Origin of the sequence: Paraburkholderia tropica, from assembly GCF_914484835.1 — a bacterium.
Taxonomy (GTDB): Bacteria; Pseudomonadota; Gammaproteobacteria; order Burkholderiales; family Burkholderiaceae; genus Paraburkholderia; species Paraburkholderia tropica_A.
Map to the genome: position 1 here is coordinate 24,164 of NZ_CAJZAR010000100.1, position 263 is coordinate 24,426.

At 77.9% G+C, this 263-nt stretch carries 1 pseudogene; it reads left to right on the forward strand.

The features are described 5' to 3' along the window. Nucleotides 1–263 (forward strand): annotated as a pseudogene (locus tag LDO54_RS39375) (branched-chain amino acid ABC transporter permease); the annotation flags it as partial.

The following is a 263-nucleotide window of genomic DNA, read 5'->3' on the forward strand; positions in this document are numbered from 1 at the left end:
GGCGAACTGGTGGCCGCCGCCGCGTGGGCGTTGCCGGACTGGTTCGGCGGCGAGGCGGGCGTGCCGATCGACCGCGCGAGCGGCCCGGCGCTCGCAGGCTGGAGCTTCGGCCCCGACCGTCAGGCCTACTGGCTGATCGCGGCGTGGTGCTTCGCGGCCTGCGTAGCGATGCGCGTGCTCTCTCGCGCGCCGTTCGTGCGGCTCGCCAACGCCGTGCGCGACAACCCGCGCCGCGCGGCCTCGCTCGGCGCGTCGCCCGCGCG